29 protein-coding genes and 1 tRNA gene are annotated in these 18,617 nt (G+C 67.0%); 8 read left to right on the top strand and 22 right to left on the bottom strand.

The genetic code is table 11. From position 1 onward, the window contains the following. Positions 1-111: 111 nt before the first annotated feature. Genes IPG05_14430 through IPG05_14455 form a run of 6 tightly spaced genes read right to left on the bottom strand, consistent with a single transcriptional unit; the run spans position 112 to position 2,827 of the window. Positions 112-519, bottom strand: coding sequence for a hypothetical protein (locus IPG05_14430; GenBank protein MBK6496269.1), 408 nt, complete (start codon positions 517-519; stop codon positions 112-114). A 20-nt stretch (positions 520-539) separates the two neighbouring features. Beyond that, entirely contained in the window at positions 540-1,043 is a 504-nt protein-coding gene (locus IPG05_14435) for a DNA-deoxyinosine glycosylase (protein ID MBK6496270.1), read from the bottom strand. Then, positions 1,006-1,488, bottom strand: coding sequence for a hypothetical protein (locus IPG05_14440; protein MBK6496271.1), 483 nt, complete (start codon positions 1,486-1,488; stop codon positions 1,006-1,008). The genes IPG05_14435 and IPG05_14440 overlap by 38 nt, the downstream gene beginning before the upstream one ends. Positions 1,489-1,545: 57 nt before the next feature. Beyond that, the gene (locus tag IPG05_14445; GenBank protein MBK6496272.1) at positions 1,546-1,767 is read right to left on the bottom strand and encodes a DNA-binding protein; all 222 of its coding nucleotides are present in this window, start codon (positions 1,765-1,767) and stop codon (positions 1,546-1,548) included. Continuing rightward, complete coding sequence (locus IPG05_14450; protein ID MBK6496273.1) at positions 1,764-2,108, bottom strand: hypothetical protein; 345 nt, start codon at positions 2,106-2,108, stop codon at positions 1,764-1,766. Before IPG05_14450 ends, IPG05_14445 begins: the two co-directional genes overlap by 4 nt. 53 nt (positions 2,109-2,161) lie before the next feature. Further along, positions 2,162-2,827, bottom strand: coding sequence for a hypothetical protein (locus IPG05_14455; protein MBK6496274.1), 666 nt, complete (start codon positions 2,825-2,827; stop codon positions 2,162-2,164). A 37-nt stretch (positions 2,828-2,864) separates the two neighbouring features. On the opposite strand from IPG05_14455, the gene IPG05_14460 reads away from it, so the two are divergent. Then, a complete protein-coding gene (locus tag IPG05_14460; GenBank protein ID MBK6496275.1) occupies positions 2,865-3,122 on the top strand; it encodes a hypothetical protein in 258 nt (85 codons plus the stop codon). A gap of 181 nt (positions 3,123-3,303) precedes the next feature. Here the strand turns inward: IPG05_14460 and IPG05_14465 are convergent, their stop codons facing one another. From IPG05_14465 to IPG05_14500, 8 genes are all read right to left on the bottom strand, one after another. Then, the gene (locus tag IPG05_14465) at positions 3,304-4,452 is read right to left on the bottom strand and encodes a hypothetical protein (protein MBK6496276.1); all 1,149 of its coding nucleotides are present in this window, start codon (positions 4,450-4,452) and stop codon (positions 3,304-3,306) included. Next, positions 4,449-5,204, bottom strand: a complete 756-nt coding sequence (locus tag IPG05_14470) for a hypothetical protein (GenBank protein ID MBK6496277.1) — start codon at positions 5,202-5,204, stop codon at positions 4,449-4,451. The genes IPG05_14465 and IPG05_14470 overlap by 4 nt, the downstream gene beginning before the upstream one ends. Before the next feature lie 338 nt (positions 5,205-5,542). Then, a complete protein-coding gene (locus IPG05_14475; GenBank protein MBK6496278.1) occupies positions 5,543-5,839 on the bottom strand; it encodes a hypothetical protein in 297 nt (98 codons plus the stop codon). A gap of 11 nt (positions 5,840-5,850) precedes the next feature. Then, on the bottom strand, positions 5,851-6,135 hold the full coding sequence (locus IPG05_14480; GenBank protein MBK6496279.1) for a hypothetical protein: 285 nt from the start codon (positions 6,133-6,135) through the stop codon (positions 5,851-5,853). Between the two features lie 157 nt (positions 6,136-6,292). Next, positions 6,293-6,502, bottom strand: coding sequence for a DUF4287 domain-containing protein (locus tag IPG05_14485; protein ID MBK6496280.1), 210 nt, complete (start codon positions 6,500-6,502; stop codon positions 6,293-6,295). A gap of 216 nt (positions 6,503-6,718) precedes the next feature. After that, positions 6,719-8,080: an MFS transporter gene (locus IPG05_14490; protein MBK6496281.1), complete on the bottom strand. Its 1,362-nt coding sequence runs from the start codon at positions 8,078-8,080 to the stop codon at positions 6,719-6,721. 164 nt (positions 8,081-8,244) lie between these two features. Further along, a complete protein-coding gene (locus IPG05_14495) occupies positions 8,245-8,553 on the bottom strand; it encodes a hypothetical protein (GenBank protein MBK6496282.1) in 309 nt (102 codons plus the stop codon). Positions 8,554-8,695: 142 nt separating this feature from the next. Continuing rightward, a tRNA-Cys gene (locus tag IPG05_14500) sits at positions 8,696-8,766 on the bottom strand. A gap of 124 nt (positions 8,767-8,890) precedes the next feature. On the opposite strand from IPG05_14500, the gene IPG05_14505 reads away from it, so the two are divergent. From IPG05_14505 to IPG05_14525, 5 genes are all read left to right on the top strand, one after another. Beyond that, positions 8,891-9,100 (top strand): DUF2892 domain-containing protein, encoded by a 210-nt coding sequence (locus tag IPG05_14505; GenBank protein ID MBK6496283.1) that lies wholly within the window; start codon positions 8,891-8,893, stop codon positions 9,098-9,100. Positions 9,101-9,246: 146 nt separating this feature from the next. Further along, positions 9,247-9,486 carry a ribbon-helix-helix protein, CopG family gene (locus IPG05_14510; GenBank protein MBK6496284.1) on the top strand — a complete coding sequence of 80 codons (240 nt, stop codon included), beginning with the start codon at positions 9,247-9,249 and terminating at the stop codon, positions 9,484-9,486. Next, positions 9,480-9,827, top strand: coding sequence for a type II toxin-antitoxin system PemK/MazF family toxin (locus IPG05_14515; protein ID MBK6496285.1), 348 nt, complete (start codon positions 9,480-9,482; stop codon positions 9,825-9,827). The genes IPG05_14510 and IPG05_14515 overlap by 7 nt, the downstream gene beginning before the upstream one ends. Before the next feature lie 716 nt (positions 9,828-10,543). Next, positions 10,544-11,011 carry a hypothetical protein gene (locus tag IPG05_14520; GenBank protein ID MBK6496286.1) on the top strand — a complete coding sequence of 156 codons (468 nt, stop codon included), beginning with the start codon at positions 10,544-10,546 and terminating at the stop codon, positions 11,009-11,011. A 10-nt stretch (positions 11,012-11,021) separates the two neighbouring features. Continuing rightward, the gene (locus tag IPG05_14525) at positions 11,022-11,438 is read left to right on the top strand and encodes a hypothetical protein (protein ID MBK6496287.1); all 417 of its coding nucleotides are present in this window, start codon (positions 11,022-11,024) and stop codon (positions 11,436-11,438) included. Positions 11,439-11,518: 80 nt separating this feature from the next. Here the strand turns inward: IPG05_14525 and IPG05_14530 are convergent, their stop codons facing one another. From IPG05_14530 to IPG05_14565, 8 genes are all read right to left on the bottom strand, one after another. Further along, positions 11,519-11,893, bottom strand: coding sequence for a hypothetical protein (locus IPG05_14530; GenBank protein ID MBK6496288.1), 375 nt, complete (start codon positions 11,891-11,893; stop codon positions 11,519-11,521). 10 nt (positions 11,894-11,903) lie between these two features. Then, the gene (locus IPG05_14535; GenBank protein ID MBK6496289.1) at positions 11,904-12,695 is read right to left on the bottom strand and encodes a cytochrome c oxidase assembly protein; all 792 of its coding nucleotides are present in this window, start codon (positions 12,693-12,695) and stop codon (positions 11,904-11,906) included. A 3-nt stretch (positions 12,696-12,698) separates the two neighbouring features. Next, positions 12,699-13,136 carry a copper chaperone PCu(A)C gene (locus IPG05_14540; protein MBK6496290.1) on the bottom strand — a complete coding sequence of 146 codons (438 nt, stop codon included), beginning with the start codon at positions 13,134-13,136 and terminating at the stop codon, positions 12,699-12,701. Between the two features lie 205 nt (positions 13,137-13,341). Continuing rightward, entirely contained in the window at positions 13,342-13,956 is a 615-nt protein-coding gene (locus IPG05_14545; protein MBK6496291.1) for an SCO family protein, read from the bottom strand. After that, complete coding sequence (locus IPG05_14550) at positions 13,953-14,318, bottom strand: copper resistance protein CopC (protein ID MBK6496292.1); 366 nt, start codon at positions 14,316-14,318, stop codon at positions 13,953-13,955. Before IPG05_14550 ends, IPG05_14545 begins: the two co-directional genes overlap by 4 nt. Positions 14,319-14,361: 43 nt before the next feature. Beyond that, positions 14,362-14,751 carry a hypothetical protein gene (locus IPG05_14555; protein MBK6496293.1) on the bottom strand — a complete coding sequence of 130 codons (390 nt, stop codon included), beginning with the start codon at positions 14,749-14,751 and terminating at the stop codon, positions 14,362-14,364. A 35-nt stretch (positions 14,752-14,786) separates the two neighbouring features. Continuing rightward, positions 14,787-16,439, bottom strand: coding sequence for a hypothetical protein (locus tag IPG05_14560; GenBank protein MBK6496294.1), 1,653 nt, complete (start codon positions 16,437-16,439; stop codon positions 14,787-14,789). 18 nt (positions 16,440-16,457) lie between these two features. After that, positions 16,458-16,721 (bottom strand): hypothetical protein, encoded by a 264-nt coding sequence (locus tag IPG05_14565; GenBank protein MBK6496295.1) that lies wholly within the window; start codon positions 16,719-16,721, stop codon positions 16,458-16,460. A 119-nt stretch (positions 16,722-16,840) separates the two neighbouring features. Here IPG05_14565 and IPG05_14570 point away from each other — a divergent pair, with 119 nt between their 5' ends. Further along, a complete protein-coding gene (locus tag IPG05_14570) occupies positions 16,841-17,605 on the top strand; it encodes a zinc ribbon domain-containing protein (protein ID MBK6496296.1) in 765 nt (254 codons plus the stop codon). Continuing rightward, complete coding sequence (locus IPG05_14575) at positions 17,606-18,466, top strand: ABC transporter substrate-binding protein (GenBank protein MBK6496297.1); 861 nt, start codon at positions 17,606-17,608, stop codon at positions 18,464-18,466. It begins immediately after the preceding gene. Positions 18,467-18,617 lie beyond the last annotated feature (151 nt).

Consider the following 18,617-nt stretch of genomic DNA (forward strand, 5'->3'; position numbering starts at 1 on the left):
GCTCAGGGGCTGAGCTTGGTCGAGGAAGCCGTCAACCGTTCACCGCCGCGCATCGACATGCGCGGCTGAAAACTACCGCATCCTCCCATGCCACCGCATCACCCACCCTGGTTACCCCACCCTCCTCCACCGGCGCGAAGACGCCGCCGCGCCAGCGCGGCGTGAGCGCCGCCTGCAGGCCAGCGACGCCTCGTCCATCCGCTCGCACGGCGTGAAGGTTCGCCCGCCGATGACCGTCGGCATCTGCCGATGCGCAGGACCCTTGCCGCGCGTGTCGTAGAGGAGTCGAGGCCGGAGACTGAGGATGTTGGCGCGGCGCACCGCGGGATCGACGGCGGCAGCCGGGCTCGCTCGTCGCGGCATCCCACGCCTCGCGGGAGGATGGTGAATTTGGCGGCGTTTGCTGCGCCCCACGCTCCCGGCCATGCCCTGATTCGGCACCAGCGTGGCTTCGGCCTGCGGGTCCATCGGCCCGCGATGGGCGCGCTTGCTCCAGAGGGCTTCAATGCGGCCGGGCATGGGGGCTCCGAGGGGGAGGGCTAGTCAACATGCCCAATCACCCGCCACGCCCGCAACTTCTCCGCGCGCGACACGCCGGCGTTGGCGGGGCTGGTGGAGGGGAGCTGCCGCAGTTCAAGATCGAGCATCGCCGGGAGCGCGGGGGCGACGTGCCTGGCGAAGAGCGTCGCCGCCTTGGCGCCGTTGAAGCAGATGCGGCGGATCTCGGGATGCTTCGCGAAGAACTGCGCAAAGTCGTTCGGGACGATCGTCGACGGCTCGATGTCTGCGTCGAGGCTGCTCTCGCGCGTGCATGACTTTAGCACATCCCAGAGGGCGATCCGATTGCTCTGCAGCATCGCCACGCGCTCGGCGTAGGGAGTGGTCGGATCGAAGCCGAGGATCTCGGCAGTGATCTTCCAGAAGGCATTCTGCGGATGGGCGTAGTACTGCTGGTCGCGCAGCGAGACCTTCCCCGGCATCGAGCCGAGGATCAGGAGGCGCGCGTCAGGGCGCGCGATCGGTGGGAAGCTGTGGCAGTGCATCGGAGTGATCCCACGAGGGAATGCCAGCCGAACGCGCCATCTCCATGAGTTGGCGACGAGCCCTGAGCGTCGCGCGCAGCATGCCCGCGGAGAGGATCAGCGGTGCGACGCTCAGGCCCGCCGCGAATGCCAAAAAGAGCCATGGCATCGCCGTTTCCGGCTCCGGCATTCCCTGCGTGTAGTGCGACATCGGCGGGGGTGGCGGGGGAGTAAACACCATCCCGATCCACACCAGAAGAAAGATCAGCGGCATCCGCTGCCGACGCTTAGTCCAGATTCGTAACAACGGCCAGGAGACCAAGACCAACAGGAGGAGCGGGACGCCGTAGAATAGCAGCGAGATTGCGTGCCCAGCGTAGAGCAGCACGCCTGGGTCAGTCCATACCCACACGCCGAAGCCCGCCGCGTACGCCACACCGAGGAACCAGAACACCACCAAGGGCATGACCTTCCATGGTCGCACAGGCTTCGTTGACGGCCCTGGGGGCGCGGCAATCGACACCTACCGCGCCCCGTGCCAGTGCTTCCCCGCTTCTCCCAACGCCTCGCTCAACAGCCGCAGCCCCTTCGGCCCCACGCCGTGCAATGCCGCGACGTCGCCCTCCGACCACTTGGCCAGGTCCCCGAGTGAGCGGATATTCGCGTTGGCGAGCGCGCGCAACACCGGGCCGCCGACGCCCTTGGGGAATGCGGCCTCGTTGGGGTGGGTTGAGGTGCGACTCACTGCTCCTGCTCCGGCGCCGCTGGCTCGGGTCTGTGGTGAAAGCTCAAATCCTTCGGTAGCCTAGTCGACGTGAAGCCGAAGTACGGCGCCCAATTCGGATAGAACGAGTAGGCGGTGCCTGCCAGCAGCACCACGGCCGCAGCGAGGAGGATCCAGAGCGGGAGCGATCCGTATCGATGGTGCAGGAAGATGATCGTCGCCAGGTAGATGGCCATTCCCCCCAGAGGGGGGAGCGTTCGCCGCAAGCCGTGTCGGCGCCACCCTGCATAGAGCATCATGAGCAGGAGCAGCACGGAGATGCCGATCTGGACCAGCAGTTGCAGCGTTTGGAGTCGTGTCATCGCGGTGGTTCCAGGGGAGCGGACGTGATGAGCCAGCACACGCACTGACCCGATTACTTGCCGGCAATCATCAATTTGTAGATCCGGATCTGCGGGAGGCCGTCGTCGTTCTCTTCGAGAGCGGCCAAGCGATCGCGCCCCATCACCCAGAGCCGGGCCGGTCGACTCGCCGGGAAGGGCACCTCGCCGAGGTACTTGCCACTGGGGTCGAAGACGCCGTAGTGGGCTGCGCCGCCCTTGGCGGCCGGCAGGCCGACCCAGGTCCGATCCGCCTGGTCGATCATCACCCCGTTCCACGCGTTGCTCCGGTCAGGGATGTCGCTCGGCTTGGCGACCTTTCGCAGCGCCTCCTGCAGGGCGGTCGACGGGAGCCCTTCGACGATTCCCTCAATCATCCTTTCCTTTTCGGCGGCCGTGACCGGCAGCCGCTTCGTCGGCCCCTCGAAGACCCTGACGGTGTCGCGACCGGTGCGCGAGACCACGAATCGCATCGAGTCGCTGCGGCCCATCACCATCAGGCCGTCGTAGCGCAGGGCCGAAAATTCGTACGGATGACCAGGGACCGTGAGGGTGTATTCCGTTGGTATCGATGCATTCCGTGCTTCGGCTCGCCACGTCTTGCTGAGTTTGTTCTCCGGCACGGTGAGGGTATCGAGCACCCGCCCGGTCGCGTCGATGCGCAGGTAGCCGCGCGCGCCACCGCGCAGTATCCCCTGCACCCACGCACGTCCGTTCCCATCGACATGAAGAGAGGCCGTGCTGAAGCAGCAGAGCGACGGCACCGGTGATGACGTGAGTGCCGTTGGTTCGGAAGATCGTGAAGCGTCGCGCGCTCCAGTCCTGCACCAGCAGGAGGTTGCTTCTGACGCCGATCACGCCGCTGCGCAGTTCGCCGGGGCCGTCGCCCTCCCTGCCGATGGTGCGGAGGAATTTCCCGTCGGGCCCGAAGACCAGCACGGTCGCCGGCTTCTTCTGCATCGCGTAGATGGTACCGTCGTCGGCGATCGCCAGTGAGGTGATCTCGCCGAGTTCACCCTTGGAGCCTTCGGGTGGTGCGATGACGCGCTCGCTGATCCAGTGCCAGGGGAGCGGCCCCGAGATCGACCGGGTCGCAGGCATGGTCGCGATGAGCGCGAAAGCGGTGGTGCACCAGCGGGTCAGATGCATCAAGAGACTCGAGCCTCGGCGAATGCCATCATGTACCCGTGAAGACGACGCGCCACACATGAAACGATACCACCCCGTCCGCCGACTCCACGCGCGTGGCGAGCATGCCGTTCCCGATGGCCGCACTGATCCAGGCATCGGCGCGCCACGACCCCAGGAAGCTCCCGGCGGTACTGTCGTACACATCGATGACCCCGTCGAAGTACCGGCCGAGCCCACCGGTGGGAACCCAGGGCGCGGCTTGCCGTTCGCCTCCTCCCGCAGGGATCTTCGCGACCTTCGGCGAGTTCGGGTCGGCCTTCCACTTGGCATCCGCCGCTCGCGCGAGGAGAAAGAGCCGCCCGCTGTCCGACCAGAGCGCGAGCGCGAAGGGGAGCGGCGGGGTGACCCCTGCCCCGCGACGACGCGCCTCGGCTAACGCGGCGTAGTCATGCGTCGGGAACCAGCTCGGCGTGCGAGCAATGGTCTGCAGCTTCTCGCCGCTGGCGGACCAGCGCTGCAGGCCGTAGCGGTAGAATTGCGGCGCAGCCCAGAAACCGTCGCCCGTTGCCGGAGCAACCAGGTACTGCTGGCTGTCGTAATCCGGCCCTTGGCCACCGTTGCCGAAGTCCACGACCGTTGCCGGAGGACCGAATGTCAGTTTCAGGGCGGCATTCGGCGCGAGCACGACGAATGGCAGCGTCGGGGCGGCGTAGTTCTGGACGAGCACGTCGCCGTTCGCAAGTGCGAGATGACGAAACGCGCTCAGCGGTTTTGCGGCCTGGGCACTGCGCCCGCGCCCGGTCGAGACGGCGATCGTCGTCACCCTGCCGTAGGAGAAGATCGAGACGGAATCGCCGCGCGCTGCAACGACCGACTTCTGCCCGCGGTATTCCCCCGGTCCATCACCAATCCGGCCGAGGGTACCGAGGAAGCGTCCATCGGCAGCGTAGCGGAGGATCGGCCCTTCGCCCCAGACGAGAAACTCACCGCTCGGGAGCGCCAGCAGCGCGCCCTCGTCGTTGATCAACTCCTTGTCGTTCATGGAGCCGACGGTCGCGACGTAACTGAGCGTCATCGTGCAGCGCGCACAGCTGCCGGGCTCGGTGCGCACCAAGGTGGGCGGCGCCGGCTTCCCTTGCGCCGCGACCACGGAGGGGAGGGCGAGGATCAGCGTCATGCAGAGCGTGCGAATCATCGAGGTCCTCTCATCGAGGCGGTTCCAGAGAGCGCGGCCCTCACCGCGGCCGCTCGTAGCGCCGGACCACCCACTCCCCGCTCTCCGACTCCCGCGCGGCATAGATCGCGGTGGCACTCACGGCGATGATCTTCCACGACTGTGGCAGCACGAGGGTGCGGAGGTGGACGCCGGTGCGATCGAACTCTGCATACTGCTCCGTGGTGTAGCCCGCCGGCTGATTCAGCCAGAGGGAAGTAGCGCCCCGACAGGTCGGCGCGGACTTCCTGGAACGGACCCTTGATCGGTGCCAGCTCCCGCGCGGCGCGGTCGAGCCCCTCGGGCGCGGGCAGGCCGCGGAAGAGCGCGCGATCGGCGTCGACGGTCGGGATCGGCGCGAACGGGAGCGGGAAGGTCGTCAGCGTGCCCTCGCGACTGATGAACTCCAACACTCGGCGCGATCCCCGCGCGATCCACACCGTGCCGTCGTGATCGACGCCCCAGAGGTCGCGCGGCGCGTACTCCGCCGGCGCCATCATCCCCATCTGACCGATCTGGATCGGGGCCGTCTGCAACCGCTCCACAAAGCCGACGGTGTCGACGGTCGTGGCCGCCGCACGAAGGCGCACGACGGGCGCGGAATCACCGGGCGCCGCTTGCGGGGCGCCTGGGCCGACACCGAGCTGATTGCCCAGCGTGTCGGCACGCAGCAGGAACGGCGAGAGCCCCGCGGGAATGGCACGGTGCTCCTCGAAGGTCAGCGCCGGGGCCAAGACAGTGACGCGCCTGGCGACTCCGTCGACGACGCCAATGCGGCCTGCCGGCAACGCGAAGACGAAGCCTGGTCCCCGATACTCCCCGGGGCCGTCCCCGGCGCGACCGATCGTGTCGCGGCGTCCGGTCGCGAAAATCGAGTCGGATCAATCCGGGCAGGCGTGGGTCGGGAGCAGCAACACACCAGGTGCCGTCTCGTAGGCCACCTCGGGCTGATCGACGCCGACGACGCTGTCGAGGACCGGGCCGAGGTCGATGACCGCGGCGGACGTCGACGCAGGGTCGGCCTCGCGGCAAGAGGTGAGCAGGGTGAGTGCGCCGGCGAGCGCGATCTGTCTCAGCAGGATACAACCTCCGGGGTGATCACGATCCCTCGATGTCCGGGATCGTGGCTCGTGGCGCCCACTGTTCCCTTGTCGCTCGGCGTGGTGAGTTGATCCCTGAAATCCTGCTCTTCGCGCAAGCTGTCAATCGCCGCCCGCATCTTCCATTGTGCCTCGCGAAGCTGACCGACCTGACTGGTGAGCTCACTCACGCGCACCGCGAGGGAACCGTGGATCTCGTTGTTCCGGCGCATCCGCACGGCATAGTACGCGGCACCACCCAGGACCATGAACAGCAGGAGTCCGCCCATCAGTCAGTCTCCTACGCCGTCGGTGGATGGGTCAGGCTGCTCGTCGCGCGCGGCTGCCGCTCGGTTGCCGCGAGGCGTGTCGACCCCTTCGCCTCGGCGGCGAGCTCGGCCAGTTCGTCGGCCAGCAGGAAATTCTGCTCGGCCAGCGCCGCGACCTCCGCGCTGAGCCGGTGCAGGTCGCGCGCCGCACTGTCCCGCCGGTCCCAGGCCCGGATCAGGAGCCAGCCCGCAGCCACCGGGACAGCGATGATGTTGAGGACGATCAAGTACTCGAGGGGGCCGATGTTCCCGAACATGGTGGCGCCTCATCAGGGGGATGGGGAAGTGCCATCGTGCGTGGTGCTGCGGGGTGGACGTTGCGCCGGGCGAAAGGGGCCCGGACGCTCACTCATTCCAGCTACCACGACCCCGTCACCGGCGCGGCCGCCAGTGGCGCGGAAGCTCGGCCGAGCCCTACCGCTTCGCCAGATGATACGCGACCAGCGCATTCGCGTGGCCGTGCCCGAGGCCGTGCTCCGATTTGAGCAGCGCGACCAGCTCCATGTGCTTGAGATCGCCGGCGCGCTTCAGCACGCCGAACCAGTGGGCCACTGGATGGCCGTACTTCTTCTCAATGGACGGGAAGTAGGACGCTGGGCCCTGGACCTTTTCGGAACCTGCCATCGGTGGCCTCCTGAGAGTCTTGATGAAGCTATCAGCATACCGAGCCGGGCGAGGCGCCACTCCAATCCGCCCCTGTTTGAAGAGCCATCCGGGTAAGGTCCTTCGACTGCGCAGCCCTTCGGGCTGCTCCGCTCAGGATGACAACGCCGTGATCCATCATCCATCATCCATCATCGATCATCGATCACCGCGCATTGACCCTTCGCTACGCTCAGGTCAAGCATGCGCGGCTGAAACCTCGACATGCATGTCATGCGCATAACCCATCGCCACCACCATCGTCACCAGCCCGACCCCCGCCAGCCCGACAAACACCCACGTCATCCCGTGCCCGGCCACCGGGCCAGGGAGTCCGCGCAGCGCGCCGAGGGCGGCGACACCGATCGCACCGCCCAGGAAGCGTGAGAAGGCGCCGAGTGCGGTGACGACGCCGCGCTGGCCGTGCGCGACGGTCGATTGCGCATCGACCACCGTCGTCGTCGAGAGGAGGCCGAAGCCCAGGCCCATCACGAACATGATCACTGCGAGCACCCAGATCGGTGCGCTGCTCGAGACGAAGCCCGCGAGTGCGATCGCCCCGATCGCGAGCAGCAGCGCGCCCAGCCGGATGGTCGCTTGCCGGCCGTTCTTGATCATCAACGCCGGCGACCGGCTCGCCGCGATCGGCCAGCCCAGCAGCAGCGGCGAGAGCGCGGCCGACGCGGCGATCGAGCCACCACCTGCAATCAGCCGCAGCGGCAGCCAAGTGAGCACCACCATCATCATCGCCCCGACTAAACCGAGCAGCGCGATGCCGGTGCCGAGGCGCGGTGAGCGGAGGATCTGCACCGGGATGACCGGATCGGCGGCGCGTCCCTCGACAAAGATCAGCGCACCGAACGCTGCCGCAGAGAGGATCGCCATCGGGAGCGTCGCGACCTGCTCGATCGCGAGCAGCAACGCAAACGCACCGACCGCGGTGCAGAGCACGCCGAGTCGGTCGAGCGGGACAGTGCTGCGCACGCGTGCGGGCTCGCGATAGGCGAGCGCCACGATGCCGATCGCCGCGAGTGCAAACGGAATGTTGATCCAGAAGATCCAGCGCCAGCCGATGGTGGTCGCGAGCAGCGACCCGAGCAGCGGACCGATCGCGCCGGACGTGCCCCAGACCGCGCCGATGATCCCCTGCACCTTGCCGCGCTCGTGCACTTCCCAGAGATCGCCGACGATCGTCATCGTGACCGGCTGGATCGCGCCGGCCCCGGCACCCTGGATCACTCGGCCGAGGACCAGCAGGTCGAAGGTCGGCGCAAAGCCGGAGACGAGCGAGCCGAGCGCAAAGAGGAGGAGGCCGACATAGAGCAGCGGCGCGCGACCATGCCGATCGGCGAGCTTGCCGTAGAGCGGAATCGCGACCGTGCTGGCCAGCAGATAGGCGATGTTGACCCAACCGTAGCGGGCGTCACCGCCCAGGTCGTGCACGATGGTCGGGAGGGCGGTGGCCACGACGGTGGCCTCGATCGCCGAGAGGAACATCGCCAGCACGAGGCCGACGAGGGTCCAGCGGCGACCGACGAAACGGGGGGAAAGCGGGGGCATGCGGCAAGATAGCGAGAAGGGTGGTTCCCTAGGCGTGTGTCATCCTGAGTGGAGCAACCGGAACGGTTGCGTAGTCGAAGGACCTCTTGCCGTGCGCCGGGAGAGGTCCTTCGACTGCGCCCGCTTCGCGGGCTCCGCTCAGGATGACAAGCCTTGAGCCCCCTTCACCGTCCGAAGAAACTCGCCACCATCTCCTTCAAATCCCTTCCCAGCCCCGCCGGGTTCGCCCGCGTGTACTCGGCGTACGTCCGCTCCTCGGCCTCACGGACGGCCAGCCACGCGAGCTCGCCCTGCGCACGCGCCGCGGCGATCCGGTGCGGACCGGCGTCGGCCGGCGAGGTCGCCTCGACATGCGCCAGGTGCGCCGCGAGCAGCGCCGCGCGGCATTCGTACAGCGGCCGAGCGGCCGCGAGTTCCTTCGGTTGAACGGGATGTGCCCCAACGCCACCAAAAGCCAGCAGATCCGAGATCATTATGGGCTCAACAGTAGAAGTGAGTCTCATCATACCCCGGAACTGGGGAAAGATTCACCATAGGGGGAGTCCGGATTGGCGAACGGCGAACGGCGAACGGCGAATTGTCCGCTGTTCGCCGTTCGCTGTTCGCTGCTTCTCAAGGCGCCGACCGGAGTCGAACCGGTGATGGAGGTTTTGCAGACCTCTGCCTTACCACTTGGCTACGGCGCCGAATGCCGGGGGATTCTAGTCGCCCCTCTGGCCAGTGTCCACCGAATCGGGAACCGGGGGCCGGTACCCGGCGTTATCCTCTTGGGCAGGGTGTCCCCCCTCCCTGCCCAATCCGGAGTACCCCATGCCCTGCAATGAATCCCCCCTGTTCCGCGGGATCCGTGTCGTCGCCGGCCTCGCCATGCTCTACCTCGGCTGGACCCACACTGTCACCGGGACCGCCGGGACCGTGCTGCAGTGGCTCGGCTTCGTCCCCCTGCTGACCGGGCTGACCGGCTTCTGCCCCCTCTACACCGCCCTGGGCATCAACCGCTGCGGGCCGAAGGTGGCGTAGGCGCGCACTCGGGCGAACCCCGCCCGCGTTGACGATGCCTTGAGACGGGCAGCGTACCCTGCATCACGGGGTGCGGTGCCCGTCGCGGCGTCGGACCCCGGGGAAGGTGGTGGCGCCCCGTTCCGGCCGGCGGTTATACTATGGGTATGAAAACGGCGATCTCCCTTCCGGACGCACTGTTCCGCGCGGCCGACCAGCTGGCAAAGCGCGCGCGCAAATCCCGCAGCCAGCTGTACGCTGACGCGTTGACGGAATATCTGACCCGGCACGCCCCGGATGAGGTGACCGAGGCGATGAACCGCGTGGTCGACCAGCTCGGCGCGGGCGCCATCGACCCGTTCATCGAGGCCGCGAGCCGACGCACGCTCGAGCAGAGCGAGTGGTAGCCGTCGCGCAGGGCGATGTCTGGTGGGCGGAACTGCCTGACCCGGTCGGTTCGGGACCGGGCTTTCGTCGACCAGTCGTCGTCGTGCAGGGCAACTCGCTCAACCGAAGCAAGCTCCCGACGGTGGTCTGCATCCCACTGACGAGCAACCTGACCTGGGCAGAGGCGCCGGGGAACACGCCGTTGTCCGCCAAGTCGACCGGCCTGCCCAAGGCCTCGGTCGCCAACGCCACCCTGATCTTGGCACTGGATCGTGCCGTGCTGACGGAGAGGGCCGGGAAGCTCACGGCGAAGCAGGTGGAGCAGATTCTTCAGGAAGTCGACGTGGTGCTGGGGCGGTAGGGCCGCAGCCCGCGCAGCCTAGCGCCGCAAGAAGTTTCCCCTGCCCGAACCTCCCGGGGCAGCAACTGCCCACACCCACCCCGTAACGTACTGAAAGACCACGGCCGCGACACGCCTTGGTGTTTCTCGATTTGATGATCCGTTGATAGTGGCAGCTTACCCTGTGGTGGTGGGGTTGGCTGCCGGTGATCCACCACGCGCCCTCCTCATCGAATACTCGGAAAGCCTGGACCGCCAGGGCCTAGAAAGCTCTGACCTTCCGCCCCGGCTCCCCATCACTTCCCCTGAGGGCTCCATGAGATTGGCGTGGATGAAACGAAGTGTGCTACCCATGATGATCCTGTTCGTCCTCGGTTGCGCTCAACTTCCGACAGGCGCCGACGAAGCGACGGTTACGCTTCCGGCTGACCGCATGGCCTCGCAGGAAAGCAACGGTGACTCGATCCAGTACCTGGGTGACATCACGACGACCGTCATTCAGGCGATGGCAACCGGCCCGTTCTGGCACGCTGACCGCTGGTGGCACGACGGTGGCCTGCCGTATCCTATGCCGTGGACACCGCCAGAAATTTGGGGTCGACCGAGGATCCGGTGTGGGCGGAACGCCCCCAGGTGATCTTGCCCCTTGGGACCCGCTCGCGGCGTCAGATACCTTGTGCAGGGCTTGGAACAACGAGACGGTTGAACCCGGCAAATTGGCAGGCCGAAGCGGCCCAATGAACAGCCAAGCGATGATGGATTCACTACGCGCGCTGTTTGCTGACGCAAGGGCCGCCAACACAGAAATGGGAGGGTACTTCTATCAGGAGTACTACAACTCTCCAATTCAGTTCATCCGGCTTGCACCCGACTTGACGCTCACCGATGCGTGCAAGTTCTATCCGCTCGCGACGGGACAAGCGCCCGGTGCGATTGTTGGATACGTTCACACGCATCAAGCGGTCGTCGGAGTGAACACGCCGTGCATTAAAGGCGGCGGGTCAGTCAGCCCAGACAATATCGCGGGTGGTGGTGGCTCCCCTGAAGATTGGGACGGGGCAACGACGACCAAGATCAGCACCTACACTGTCGACGCGACCGATATATGGCGACTCGATCCCGGCGTACTAACACAGAATCGGCTGGGGAACCGCAATCGGTGGGCCTACTTCGCGACCGGGTGTCCGGTCCGCTTCACGTACTAGGAGCCAGCCAATGATCACCGTGCGAAGCATGCTCGGCGTACTAGCCGCAATCACCCTTGGTGTTTTTCCTGGGCACGCGGTGCCAGGGGGCAACACCAGCACCAACTGCTGGCCAGCGGAGAAGGAACTTTCAGACTTTGAGATCTACGTGCGCGGCGTCGTTGCGCATCCGATCTTGCAGGACCTTCGAAATCGACTCGGGCTGAAAACCATGCCAGCCGATAGCGTGATCATCATTCGTGATGACGCGCTCTGTGCTCGCGCAGGCTTACTCTTCCCATCCAAGCATGCGTCAGTGCAGCGCATTCGTCTGGCACGCCTCGGCTCGGTCTACTGGGCCGAAGACGGGAGCAAGGGAGGGGAGTGGACTATCGGATTGCTTGCGGACAGCACACTCACCAAGGTGCTGCACCGTCCGAGTCGGTAGCTCAGGCGTGGTGCACCGACGAAGCTCGTGGCGTACTCGCACCTATTTCGCCACGCTGTGACCTCGGCCAGGGCTGGACTCTACCCATCCCGCTCCAGCGTCACCGTCAGCCCCCGCCGGCACGAGTCGCAGCTGATCGCGAGCGGCTGGTCGGGGTGGATCATGCCGAAGCCGCCGCCGATCCGGTTCACCGCCTGACACTTCGGGCAGGCGAGCCGGATCGGGGTGAGCCGCGCCACCGCCCGCAGCTGCCGCCCCGCCGCGATGCCGCCACCAATCAGCAGCAGCGGCGGTCCCATCAGATGGATGATCGGAATCGGGATCAGCGCCACCGACGCCAGTATTGCCACCACGAAGATCCCGACCGCGCGCACCACGCGCGTGCCAAAGGGAATCTCGATCAGTTCCCCCTCACCCCTCACCTCGCCGCCGTCAGCGCTTGCCAAGGCGACCATCACCGCTCGTTTATGCATCGACGGTATCCCGCTCTGCCGTGCCCCGGAAAAAGACCACGGCCAGCGCGATCCAGAGCGGAATGTCGCCGAGCAGCTTCATCGTGAGGCCGGCGAGCATGATGTCGTCGTTGGCGGAGAAGCGGACGTCGACGCGCGGCGCCAGCTCATACAGCGCGTACATCGGCCAGTCGGAGAAGACCATCATCATCGCCGGAATCGTCGGGATGATCGTCGCGCCGAAGAGGTAGCCCATCTTGCCGAAGGTGCCGAGCTGCTTGAACGCCTTCGGCGCCACCAGCGGCCACCAGAGGAAGAGCCCCGCCGCCAGCCAGCTGCAATCGATCAGGAACGAGCCGAGCTGCGACTGCATCGCCGGGTCGACGACGGCGGGGAGGTGGCTCGTCACCACGATCAGGTTGTAGCAGGCCAGCCCGGGAATCGCCTTCGCCATCGTGCTCAGCAGCCGGTGACGACTCGAGCCCACCGGCGCAAACGCGAGCCACCCTTCCTCGGGGATCGAGCGCAGCAGCGCCGGCCCCACCAGCAGGGTGAGCATCAGGAACTGGAAGGTGTGCACCGAGGCGAGATACCCCGCGCCGAGTTTGCCGACCGGCCAGTCGAGCGTGACGAGCAGCGCGATCCACGCCGTGCAGAACCACCCCCACGGACGGCGCGTCCACTGCTGCCGCACGCCGAGCTGCCACCACGCGTACGCGAGCAGCAGCAGCGCGAGGTTCACCCCTGGATACCATTGCCACTGCCAGCTCCACGGCAACCCGGTCGCCGCACACCACCACTGCATCAGCTACTCCTTTCCGCCCACTGCGCGCACGGTGGTCGACTGCTCAATCGTCAGCCCACTGCGGAAGTGGAACGTCAGCACCACGTCGGCACCTACCGCGAGGGGCGTCGGGAAATGCTCCAGCATCAGATGATGCCCGCCCATGGCGAAGACCACCGAGTCACCCGCCGGCACCGCGATCCACGTCAGCGGCATCATCATCACCTGGCCGTCGCCATGATCCATCGATTCGTGCAGCGTCACCGAATCGGCAGCGGGCGTCGTCACCCGATCGAGCGTGTCGGCCGACTCGCCAGCATTCCGCAACACCAGATACCCCGACGCGGCCACCGCACCGACCGGCGCCACACTCACCTCGAGCCGCGACACCCTGAGCGGACCCTCCGCCGCGCCGCAGGCGGTGGTGCAGATGAGCAGCAGGAGCAGGCGCGCGGAGGTCATAAGTCGTAAGTCGTAGGTCGTAGGTCGTAGGTCTCGCAAAGTTGTCATCCTGAGCGGAGCAGCCCGAAGGGCTGCGCAGTCGAAGGACCTCTCGCCGAGGCAACAAGGTCCTTCGACTTCGCCCGCTGCGCGGGCTCCGCTCAGGATGACAACGCGGTGAGCACCCCTCACCCCTCACCATCCATCATCCATCATCCATCATCGATCATCGGCCATACTCCACCAGCCTCGGCAAGTCATGCGCCCAATCCCGCTGCCTGGTCCCGAACGGATACTGCACCCGGCCGAGGCCGTCGCGCGTGTGCGCGATCACCTGCGAGGCGTGCCCCACCAGGTACGTCCCCGCGGCACTCGCCGTCACCGTGTCCTGCTCGGCCGTCAGCAATCCGGCGGCGAGTTGCGCCGCCTTGATGGTGGAGTCGCTGCCGGTGAGCGCAGTGAAGCGCGGGTCGAAGCCCGCCACCCACGGCGCCAGCACCGCCATCGAGTCGCGCGCCGGATCGACCGTCACGAAGACGACCTTGATCTGGCGCGAGACCTCTTCGGGCAGCTTGTCGAGCACCGCCGCGATGTTGGCGAGGTGCACCGGACAGACATCGGGGCAATGCATGTAGCCGAAGAAGAGCAGCGTCACCGTGCCGCGCGTCTGCTCGGCCAGGTTGTACGGCGCGCCCTTGGCGTCGGTGAGGACCACGTTCGGCATCGGGCGCGGCGTGACCACCTCGGCGCCGATGAAGCCGCCGGGGGAGAGCTCACGATCGATCTTCTCGCCGCAAGCCAGCACGCCCACGGCGAGCAGCACCGACCACGCCCGCCTCACTCGACGAAGTCGACCGAGAAGCTGTAGGCGCCGCGGACCACGTGGCCGTCGGCCGCGGCGGTCTTCCAGCGCACGACGTACCGCCCCGGCGGGATCGGCCGGGTCACCGGTGCGTGGAGCTCCTTGCCGGCCGCCTTGGTGTCGATCACCAGCGACATCACGTTGCTGGAATCGGGACGCAGGATGGTGATCGACGACAGCTTCGGATTCACCTTGCCGGTGAAGGTCAGGACGACCTCACGCGGCGGCCCCTTCACGGTGGAATCGCGCTCGGGGATGGAGCTCTTCAGTTCAGTGTGAAACAGCAGCGCTGCCGGCGCGACCACCGCACCGATCACCACCGCGACAACCTTGGACAACATCACGTGCGCTCCACGTTGGCAGACCCCACAATATAGTGGGCCGTCAGGGCGCGATGGTGACCTTGTCGACGAAGTACGGCGTGTCGCCGAAGCAGGTCGTCGGCACCCCGCGATGCTCGGCGTAGTGGAGCACGACACGCTTCCCGACCGCCTCGCTCATCGACTTGGCGACGAGGTCGTCCCGCACCGTGAAGGTCCACATGACCGGGGCGACGCCCGGCACGGTGGTCATCGCGATCTCCCCTTCCCACGTCTTGCAGAGCCATCCCTTGTTCGAAAACTTCTGCAGCACGCCGGCGCGCTCCCCTTCGGAGTAGGCCCAGTTGAGCGCGGCGCCCGCGTAGATCGAGAAGAGGAGGACGGGGGTCGCCACGACCGCCACGGCGATCAGTCCCCAACGGCGCTTCTTCTTCGGTGCATCGGATTCGGACATGACGTGCTCCTCCCTCGGTATCGACCCGCCGCCGCTCAGCGTCCGCCGCGCAGCCCAGTCGAAAAGGTAAAGCCCTTCCCCACCACGAAGACCCAGCCCGACGCTTCGCGGTCATTCCCCACCCGATAGACCAGATCCATCCGGTTGGCCTCGAGGTCCGGCGCGCGCGAGGCGCCGAGCCGCAGCCCGACCCCCATGTCCCACCCGGTGCGCATCGTCGAACCACGATACCAGGCGCCACCATGGTCCACGAACGTCGCGATCCCCACGTCCATCACCTTCAGGAAGTCGACCGCCGCGCCGTAGCGATACTCGGCCGTCACGAAGAAGGCGCGGTCTCCAGTGAACGCGTGCGACCGGAAGGCGCGCGGCCCGGCGCCCAGCCCGAGGTCGAACTCGCTGCCAGGGAGGAGTCCGCGGAGGACGCCCCCCGAGGCATGCACGAGCGCGAGATGCTTCGGCGAAGGGATCCACGCCGCCGTGGCCGCGACCTGCGCGGTGGCCGAGTCGAGGCCGCTGCTGGTGATCATCCCGCCGACATTCCACTCGAGCAGCGAGAAGCCGCGCGCCGAGCCGTGTCCGGTGCGGCCCGCGATCGCCGGGGCGATGCCGCTCTTCTCGTAACCGAACACCGACGGTGCCAGCAGCAGCGAGGCGCGCACCACGGTACTGAGATCGACGTCCTCGTCGCGCGAGAGCGAGTTGTAGCCCTGCAGCTTCACGTAGCGTCCTTTCCGCGCCTCGATCCAGCCGCCGACCGCACCGGTCACCGATCGCTCGGTGATCCCGATGTTGTCATACGTGGCCTGCGTGGTGAAGTCGTCGCGCCGGAGCTGCGCCACCACTCCGGCCCGCACATAGCCGAGGCTCGGTGTCCGCAGCGCGCGCGCCACTTCGGCGCGGCCGAGGACGTAGCGCCGCTGCAGCGTGTCGGTCGCCTGCTCGATCCCGTCGCGGAAGCGGAGGATCCGTTCGCGGCGAGTGTCGCCGGTGATGCTCCACGCCGACTTGGCGCCGAGGTTGAAGAACGACTTCCCGATGGTACCCGCCGCCAACTGGCCGTCGCTGCGGTCCTCCAGCGCGGCCACCATGCCGATGGTGCCGCCGATCAGCCGCGGCTGCCGGAACGCCAGCGTGGTGGTGCTCCGATCGGGGTTCTTCCGGTACAGCAACGACGTCTGCGTCGCGGTGCCGAGGAGGTTGTCCTCGATCAGCGCCAGGGTATAGACGACCTGGCCGCCGGTGGAGCCGAAGCGGAAGTCGGGCCGCGTACTCCAGCCGTCGCGCGTGGTGACCGTCACCACCAGCCCGGAATCGACCGAGCTGGTGTCGATCTTCACGCTGCGGAACACCCCGAGCCGGCGGAGGTTGCGCTCACTCTCGGCGATCTTCGCCGAGTCATACGGCTCGCCCGGATGGAGCAGCACCTCGCGCCGGACCACATACGGCAGCGTGGTGATGTGGAGCCGATTGACGAGGTTGAGCAACCAGAAGCGGGACTCGTCGGGGTCGAAGATGGAGCGGCGTTCGAGGACGACGGCGGCGACGGTGGCCTGGGCGAGCAGCGGTGCCGGGGCGAGGATCAACGCCACGATGATCGATGATCGATGATCGATGATCGATAGCGCACGCCGAGCGACAGCCCCCGTGAACGCACGGAGCCCCATCGACCATCGATCATCGATCATCGATCATCCTGTTTTTCTTCAGCTCAACGACTCCAACAGCCGCCACAACTCCAGCGGCGAAAACTCCGCGAATCGGGCCTTCACGTCGGGGACGCTCCATTCGCGAAAGATCCACGCGGAGGAGCGGCGGACGTCGCCAGCGACGAAGTGGACCCGGCCGACGGCGAGGGGGCCGTCCTGGCGCGTCTCGAGGTGGACCGACCAATTGGTGCCGCCCCGGGCGAGGTCGCCCATGTGGTCGGCATTGGAGAGGTCGATCGTATCGGAAGGAGGTGTGGTCATGGTCACCGGGGCGAAAGACGTTTCAAGGGTAGCGAGGGGCCACGGCCTGCGCCAGCAGGGGACACTATATTGCGGCGCCGCCGATGGTGGCGATCCCCCGGCAATTCCCTGGAGACTCCGTGTCCGATACCCCTGCTTCCTCCTCGACCAAGCGCTTCTGCACCGGCTGCGGCGTGGCCCTGCCGAACGGTGTCCGCTTCTGCTCGGCCTGTGGAACCCCGGCCGGTGGCGCGCCGGCGGGTCACGCCGCCCAGCACGTCCACGCTGCGGCGGGCGGCTCGGCGGCCCCGACGGCCCCGACGCAGGCGGCTCCCTGGATCGTGGCCGGGCTGCTGACGGTGGTCGCGGTGGTGGCCGTGATCTATGCCGCGACCGACCGGACCTCCGCCGAGCCGCCGGCGATGGGCAGCGCGGCCCCGGCCGGAGGCGCGCTGGGAGCCACCGCCGCCCCGGACATCTCCAACATGACGCCGCGCGAGCAGTTCACCCGGCTCACGGACCGGGTCACCGCCGCGGCCGAAAAGGGCGACACCGCCACCGTCTTCCGCTTCACCCCGATGGCCCTCGGCGCCTACACCAATCTCCCCCCGGGTGACCGCGACATCGACGCCCGCTACCACACGGCGATGATCCAGGCCCAGGTCGGGATGTTCCCCGAGGCGCTGGCCCTGGCCGACACGATGCTGAAGGAAGCCCCGAACAACCTGATGGGCTTCTTCGTCCAGGCCATCGTGGGCGACTATCAGGGGAAGAAGGCCGAGGCTGAGGCCGCGCGGGCCGCCTTCCGGAAGCACTACGACGCCGAGATCGCCAAGAAGCGCGACGAGTACGAGGCACATCGTCCCCTGCTCGAGAACTTCAAGACCACCCCGGGACCCAAGTAAATGACCACGACCATTCGCGTCGCCCATTCGCCGGACTCCGACGACGCGTTCATGTTCTATGCGCTGGCCGAAGGGAAGATCGACACCGACATCACGTACGTGCATGAGCTCTCGGACATCGAGTCGCTCAACCAGCGCGCGCGTCACAAGGAACTCGACGTCTCGGCGGTCTCGATCCACGCCTACGCCTATATCGCCCACGACTACGCGCTGCTCAACAGCGGCTCGTCGATGGGCGACGGCTACGGCCCGCGGCTCGTCTCGCTGACGCCGCCCCCGGGCGACCGCCGCGCTGACTCTGCGATCATCCGCGAAGCCGCCAAGGGGAAGCGGATCGCCGTCCCGGGGCTGCTGACCACCGCCTACCTGGCGCTCAAGCTCTGGCAGCCCGACTTCGTCCCGGTGGTGATGGCGTTCGACGCCATCGAAGAGGCCGTCCACAAGGGCGAGGTGGACCTCGGGTTGATCATCCACGAGGGGCAGCTCACCTACGTCGACGACGGCCTCCACCTCTGGGCCGACACCGGCGAGTGGTGGCTCGACGAGACCGGCCTCCCGCTCCCGCTCGGCGGCAACGTCGTCCGCCGCGACCTCGGCCGCGAGGTGATCGAGCAGGTCGCCAAGGACCTCAAGGCGTCGATCGTCTACGGCCTCGTCCACCGCGCCGACGCCCTGGCCCACGCCAAGCAGTACAACCGCGGCATCTCCGATGAGCGCACCGATGAATTTGTCGGGATGTACGTCAACGAGTGGACCGTCGATTACGGCGATCGCGGCCGCGAAGCGGTGCAGCTGCTGCTCGATGAGGCGGCGGAGGCGGGGATCATTCCGGGGAAGGTGGAAGTGGAATTTGTGGGATGATCGATGGTCGATGATCGATGATCGATGATGGATTGAGATTGTCATCCTGAGCGCAGCCCGCGAAGCGGGCGCAGTCGAAGGACCTCTTCCGCATTCGCGGAGAGAGGTCCTTCGACTGCGCAGCCCTTCGGGCTGCTCCGCTCAGGATGAC

It is taken from the genome of Gemmatimonadota bacterium (assembly GCA_016704275.1).
Classification (GTDB): domain Bacteria; phylum Gemmatimonadota; class Gemmatimonadetes; order Gemmatimonadales; family GWC2-71-9; genus Palsa-1233.